The sequence below is a fragment of the Lewinellaceae bacterium genome (assembly GCA_020636135.1).
In the GTDB taxonomy this organism is placed as follows: domain Bacteria; phylum Bacteroidota; class Bacteroidia; order Chitinophagales; family Saprospiraceae; genus JAGQXC01.
Genome location: JACJYK010000001.1, coordinates 500,276 through 508,340, shown reverse-complemented (window position 1 = coordinate 508,340; position 8,065 = coordinate 500,276). Strand labels below are relative to the sequence as shown.

Genomic DNA, 8,065 nt, shown 5'->3' with positions numbered 1-8,065 from the left:
CCAGCCTCGTAACGCAAAACAATCCTTCCCTGTACTGTCTCATTAATCATCTGTATGTGAAGAGGATGTAAGCCCATTTCGCCATAGGGACGATCCCTTCCGTGGTGTCTGCATTACCGCATTCATCTCTCGCTATAAACAACACCAAAACATCCCGGTGTGCGGGACACCAGCGTCGTATCCCATATAAAACTCCCACACCCATCCGATGCCATCGCTCCTCCATGGTTGTCGATCCAGCTCATATAGGCTATCGTATTGCCAACCCCATCACACTGTACTGTGTCATTAATCGCAGTTACTGTAATCGTGGGACTGGTCGTATCCTGGACAATGATTAGCTGGTCACAACTGTTGCTATTGCCACACGCATCCACTGCCAGCCATGTCCTCACAACATGATAGGTCGTGCCACAGTCCGTCGTTACCGCATCGCTGTAGCTGATCGTGATGCTGCTGCAGGCATCTGTTGCCGTAGCTATTCCCGTTGTTCCTGTTGTGGTATCCCCCGGGCAGTTTAACGTGATGTCTGCCGGACAGGTGATCACCGGTCTGGTCGTATCCTGTACCGTGATCAGTTGATCGCAACTGCTGCTGTTGCCACACGCATCTACTGCAAGCCAGGTCCTTACGACATGATAGGTCGTTCCGCAATCCGCCGTTACCGCATCGCTGTAACTGATCGTGACACTGCTGCAGGCATCCGTGGCTGTAGCTACTCCCGTTGTTCCTGTTGTGGTATCTGCCGGGCAGTTTAATGTGATGTCTGCCGGACAGGTGATCACCGGCCTGGTCGTATCCTGTACAATGATCAGCTGATCGCAACTGCTGCTGTTGTCGCAAACATCCACTGCCAGCCATGTCCTCACAACCTGGTAGGTGGTTCCGCAGTCTGCTGTCACTGCATCACTGTAACTGATCGTAACACTGTTGCAAGCATCCGTAGCCGTAGCAACTCCCGTGTTGGTAGTGCTCGTATCAGCCGGGCAGTCTAACGTGATGTCTGCCGGGCAAGTGATAACTGGTTTTATAGTATCCTGTACCGTGATCAGTTGATCACAGCTTCTGCTGTTGCCACACGCATCCACTGCAAGCCAGGTCCGTACAACGTGGTAAGTTGTACCACATTCTGTCGTTACCGCATCGCTGTAACTGATCGTGATACTGCTACAGGCATCTGTTGCCGTAGCTATTCCCGTTGTTCCTGTTGTGGTATCCCCCGGACAATCTAACGTAATATCTACCGGACAAGTGATCTCTGGTCTGGTGGTGTCCTGTACCGTGATCAACTGGTCACAACTGTTGCTATTGCCACAAGCATCAACTGCAAACCAGGTCCTCACAACCTGGTAGGTGGTTCCGCAGTCTGTTGTTACCGCATCACTGTAACTGATCGTAATGCTGCTACAAGCATCGGTGGCTGTAGCTACTCCGGTGGTCGCCGTGGTCGTATCCGCCGGACAATCCAAGGTGATGTCTGCCGGGCAAGTGATCGCAGGTCTGGTCGTGTCCTGTACTGTGATCAGCTGGTCACAGCTGCTGCTGTTGCCACACGCATCAACTGCCAGCCACGTCCGTACAACATGATAGGTCGTCCCGCAGTCTGTCGTTACCGCATCACTGTAACTGATCGTTATGCTGCTACAGGCATCCATGGCCGTAGCTACTCCCGTCGTTCCTGTGGTAGTATCAGCCGGGCAGTTTAACGTAATATCTATTGGACAAGTGATCGTGGGTCTGGTGGTATCCTGTACCGTGATCAGCTGGTCACAACTGTTACTATTGCCACAAGCATCGACCGCCAGCCACGTCCTCACAACATGATAGGTGGTTCCGCAGTCTGTTGTCACTGCATCACTGTAACTGATCGTGACACTGCTACAGGCATCGGTGGCCGTAGCTACTCCCGTCGTTCCTGTTGTAGTATCCGCCGGGCAGTCTAACGTCACATCTGCCGGGCAAGTAATCTCTGGTGGGGTCGTGTCACGGAACTGCAACCAGTTGATGTATATCCTCTCATTTCCACACACATCCGTAGCTGTGTACTTCCTCCGGATCAACTCTTCACCCGGACAGCTCGGTGTGGCCGTCGAATCTTCATAGCCTACACTCACCGGTCCACACGCATCCATGCCCGGTGGCACCGTGGTTGGTAATACATCCGTACAATCGTATCTGATCGTATCTCCATCCACCAATCCCGGTATCTCCGGTGCTATCGTGTCTTTGACCCGGATCAACTGTACGATCGTATCCCGGTTGCCACACGCATCCACTCCGATCCAGCTCCGTGTAATCGTATAATCACAGGAATAGGGCTCCCTCATATCCTGAGCAAAAGCTATCCGCAATACTCCGTCACATGCATCCCGGTACAACACCGGCGCAGGTAACGGTACCTGTACCGGACAGCCTACCACCGTATCCCGTGGAGCCGCCGGCATCACCGGAGCTATCGTATCGATGATCACAAACAATCCTTCCGTCGTATCTGCATTACCGCATGCATCTCTCGCTATAAACAACACCCGGTCTATCCGCGTCTTCCCACATCCTGGTGTGCGGGACACCAGCGTCGTATCCCATATAAAGCTCCCACAGCCATCCGATGCCATTGCACCTCCATGGTTGTCGATCCAGCTCATAAAGGCTATCGTATTGCCACCCCCATCACACTGTACGGTGTCATTCATCGCAGTTACTGTAATTGTGGGACTGGTCGTATCCTGGACAATGATTAGCTGGTCACAACTGTTGCTATTGCCACAAGCATCGACCGCCAGCCACGTCCTCAAGACATGATAGGTCGTGCCACAGTCTGTCGTTAACGCATCGCTGTAACTGATCGTGACACTGCTGCAGGCATCCATGGCCGTAGCTATTCCCGTTGTTCCGGTGGTAGTATCTGCCGGACAATCTAAGGTGATGTCTGCCGGACAAGTGATCGCAGGTTTGGTGGTATCCTGCACTGTAATCAGCTGATCACAAGCGCTGCTATTCCCACAAGCATCGACCGCTAACCAGGTCCTTACGACATGATAGGTGGTCCCGCAGTCTGTTGTCACTGCATCACTGTAACTGATCGTGACACTGCTACAGGCATCGGTAGCCGTAGCTATTCCCGTTGTTCCGGTGGTCGTATCCGCCGGACAGTCTAACGTGATGACTGCCGGACAGGTGATCACCGGTCTGGTCGTATCCTGTACCGTGATCAGTTGGTCGCAACTGCTGCTGTTGCCACAAGCATCCACCGCCAGCCACGTCCTCACAACATGATAGGTGGTTCCACAATCCACCGTCACCGCATCACTGTAACTGATCGTGACACTGCTGCATGCATCTGTAGCCGTAGCTACTCCCGTTGTTCCTCTTGTCGTATCCGCCGGACAATCCAAAGTAATATCTACCGGGCAGGTAATCATAGGTCTGGTAGTATCCTGAACCGTGATCATTTGATCACAACTGTTGCTATTGCCACAAGCATCAACTGCAAGCCATGTCCTCACAACATGATAGGTGGTTCCGCAGTCTGTTGTCACTGCATCACTGTAACTGATCGTGACACTGCTGCAGGCATCCGTGGCTGTAGCTACTCCCGTGGTCGCCGTGGTCGTATCCGCCGGACAATCCAAGGTGATGTCTGACGGGCAAGTGATCATAGGTCTGGTCGTATCCTGTACCGTGATCAGCTGGTCGCAGCTGCTGCTATTGCCACACGCATCCACTGCAAGCCACGTCCTCACAACATGGTAGGTCGTTCCACAGTCTGTCGTTACTGCATCGCTGTAGCTGATCGTAATGCTGCTACAAGCATCCGTCGCTGTAGCTACTCCCGTGGTCGTTGTTGTAGTATCTGCAGGACAATTCAATGTTATGTCTGCCGGGCAGGTGATCGCAGGTCTGGTGGTGTCCTGTACCGTGATCAGTTGGTCGCAACTGCTGCTATTTCCACACGCATCTACTGCCAACCACGTCCTCACAACATGGTAAGTCGTACCACAGTCCGCCGTTACTGCATCACTGTAACTGATCGTGATGCTGCTGCAAGCATCCGTCGCTGTAGCTACTCCCGTGGTCGTTGTTGTAGTGTCTGCAGGACAATTCAATGTTATGTCTGCCCGGCAAGTGATCGCAGGTCTGGTGGTGTCCTGTATAGTGATCAGCTGATCGCAAGCGCTGCTGTTGCCGCAAGCATCGACCGCCAGCCACGTCCTCACCACCTGGTAAGTAGTGCCACAGTCCGTCGTTACCGCATCGCTGTAACTGATCGTGATGCTGCTACAGGCATCCGTCGCCGTAGCTACTCCCGTGTTAGTGGTACTGGTGTCCGCAGGACAGTCTAAAGTAATGTCTATTGGACAGGTGATTACCGGTGGCGTCGTGTCAACAATGATAAATCTGGCACCAACGCTATCTGCATTACCGCATTTATCAGTAGCAATAAATAACACACTATCAATCCGTGTTGAACCACAACCAGATATCGAACTTACAAGTGAATAAGTCCATATAACAGAGTCACAGTCATCACTAGCAATTGCCCGACCATTCAAATCAACCCAGCTACTAAAATCAGCTGAATTATTTAATCCATCGCACTCTACTATTGTATCAAGAGGAGGTATTATGGTCGGTGGAACAGTGTCCAAAATTTGAAAGATCTGATCACAACTATCCAAATTACCACAAGCATCTAAAGCATACCATCTGCGCGTAAACTCAGATAAGCCATCGATGCATCCAGAAATAATTATATCTCTATAATACACAATTGGATTTGAATCATAATCGTCAACAACTATTGGAATACCCAAGGCAGTGGCACTTGTGTCATCACCACAAGTTAATACGGAGTCAATGTTGCAAGGACTACAATTAACCATGTACCCCGCATTATAATTATTTATATCAAAAAAACCATTCGCGTCGCAAATATGGAGTTCTCCGGCAATAGTTAAAGAAGAATTTAATTCGGAATATGTTACACTCATAAAAGAACAACCATCAATGGAAATAGCTCCGTTCAGTATTCCACCCCCAGCATAAATTGCACTTTTGTTTCTAAAATCAGAAACAGAACCATTTTGCAAAGTGATATTGCTGACAACAGTAATTAAACCACTATTTTGAAATAAATTATTCAACGACATAGTGTTATTAACGTCAATCTCACAGTAATTATTAATGATGCTTTGTCCATTTCCATTCATATTATGGTCGACATAAATTGAACCATAATTATTCAATGCGCCATTTACAATTAAATTATTTCCGAAGGAAGCATTTCCAGTATTGATAAATAAAGATGTAGAAGTATTAATATTTGCGTTCCCATTTGCAATAAGTGTACCGTGGTTTTCAATTGTCCCTTGGCAAGTCAGATTCTGAAATGTAACAGTGCCGTAATTTTTAAATATTGAGCCTGAGTTATTAAAATTAATATTATTGAATGATGCAGTCCCTAATAGAATAACAGTTCCATTATTTAATGTAAAGTTTGAAGGTGTCATATTACCACAAACAACTAATGTACCACCATCCACTGTAACATTTCCAGTAAAGGATGTACTAGCAGAAATGCATACCTTCATCCCGGAGCTTACCGTAACTGTGCCATTTCCGGAAATTGTAGTTGAACAACTGTTACAATCTTCACCATTTAATGGCTCCTGAGGTGAGTTTAGACAAGAGGGCGTACACATAATTGATGGAGGAGTAGTATCAATTGGGATATCAGAAACAATGCTCGATACGGTATCGGCAGTAGTTGATGTTGCCCAAGCGGTATTTTCCAAATTATTGGATGACTGTACCAAAGCATTAATGTACACTGTATCTGATAGTCCAGGCAATAAATTGCCAATAGTCCAGCAGATTGTATTGCTCGGCTGAGACGGGCTACAAGCATTTCCTATACAAACTGTTTTTGATCCACTATAGGGTAATAGTAAATAACCAGGAGGTAAAGTATCTTTAACCTGCGTCGATTCGGCATCGTTAGTCGGTCCCGTATTTTCTACAATAAAACGAAACGTAATAGTATCACCCAAACAAGTTGTATCTAACACCGTTTTTTCTAGAGTTATGGTCGTAGCGCAAATCTCATAGGCGAAATCTTCAAGGCATTGAGCTAAATTGTCAAAATTTTCAATTGTCCAATCGGAAGTGCCTACTGTATTGGTTCCCGCCATATACTGTGTCGTACCGCTCATCCTTTGCAAATTGGTATTGTTTATTGAATTTCCAACACCCAACATAAAGATGTGTGAACCGTTATTTTTTAATTGATTTGCAATTTTAACCGGATTAACTATGGATGGGGCATAGTCACAACTATAAATCAACGAAGTACCATAATAATTCGGCTCCCCATCTGTAAAAAATATGATTAAATCAGCTTGAGCTAAGGATGCGGCCAATGCAATTGCATGATGCCAATTGGTTCCTCCATTTGGGTTGTAAGTATAACCATTGTATGGAATACCATTAAAGTAATTTTGCACATTGGTAACCAATGCGCTATTCATAGGGGTATAATTCGTCACCAATCTTGCATACGTACTGAATTCAATCAAAGCCAATTCAGCGCCACTTCCGTTTAAAGCAGTTACGAAATTATTCACCCCATCTTCAACATCCATTCGAGAGCTATTCAAAGAGCCGGATTCATCCAAAAGGAGCACAATTCGGATATCATCGCAATTAGCCATTAAAGGTGGATTGGGGGCAGGTGATGGAAGATGACAATCACCACAATCTTCAATATCCAATGATGAAGAACAATTTGTACACGTGGAGTATTGATTATCCACACATATTGTAATGGCTTCACATGCATTTGGGCAATCAGAAGCAGATGAATTTACATAGTAGGTATATTCTCCCGCAGTACTCGGAGCAGTTATAACAAAACTATCTGTCATTGTGGTTTGTAAAGGCGTACCGCCACATATGCCTAAATAGAGGTTCCAATTTTCACCAACACCCAACGATCCAATCACATGTATCACAAACGTGGAGTCTGCATCAACTGTCGATGGCCCAGACAAGGTTATTGCTATCGGTGCTCCACAACAGAATTGGCAAAAATTATCAAGGTCATCAATGTCACTTGAATTATTCCCTTTTTGCCAATTTGAATTATTTCCAAGACCACTCAATATTGCAGTCGTAGATCCGGAAGTTGTACTGCAATCGTATTTGGCATTATCATACTCGCTTCCGAATACGATGGCATACGCAGCTCCAGATCCGTTAAATGTACTCGGCCGTTCAGATTCAGTGTCTGCATTTCCACCGGAAACATCCGAGTCCCAGTTTCCATTCATATGAATGGCTGCTACAAATGCAGACTCGTTACTGGTTGTGGGTGTTGGTGTTTCATATGCAAAAATCTGATCACCTGAGGTGGATAACGAAAAATTGCCCGATTCGGATACCGTACCTGCAGATGACCCATTCACATCTGTCGCATGCCATCCACCGTCTTCGAATAATATTTCTTCACCACATGAAAAATCGCGTCCAAAGGTAAAGGTTAGCGTTCCTTCTGAAGTGTCAAATCCACCATCAGCTATATCCCATCCTCGATCCGTGAAATGTAAAATAGTACCAGCTGTTATGGGCTGCAACAATACAATGGAAAATGCGTCCGTACCGTCTGATTTATATCCTGTAAACATAATTCCACCTAAAGATATATTGGGTGGTGTCGGATTAAAGTAGGTGGATTCTTGAGTAGTGGGTACTGGATTTGGGGATAAGGTGATTTTCGCCTGATCGTTATGCACAGACCATTGCTGAATGCCTGCAAACAATACAGCACTCAAACAAAGGGAAATGGTGATATAAAATATCGTTTTCCTCATGAATGGTCCATTGCATCTTAATCCATGGAAACCATTCATTCCGGGTGGGAAAATCTAATCAACTAACAATTAAGCTATATCAGCTACTTAATTCCATATCAATGAATGCAAAAAGTGTCAAACTTCTTGTTCAATCATTAACAATATTGGAAAAAGTGCCAAGAATGCATAGGTGAAGTCTCCTAATACAGATTGGC

General features: G+C 46.4%; 1 protein-coding gene. It reads right to left on the bottom strand.

All coding sequences use genetic code 11. The annotated features are described in order from the left end of the window. Window positions 1–122: 122 nt before the first annotated feature. Window positions 123–7,868, bottom strand: coding sequence for a VWA domain-containing protein (locus H6570_01990; protein ID MCB9318023.1), 7,746 nt, complete (start codon window positions 7,866–7,868; stop codon window positions 123–125). Window positions 7,869–8,065: the final 197 nt, after the last annotated feature.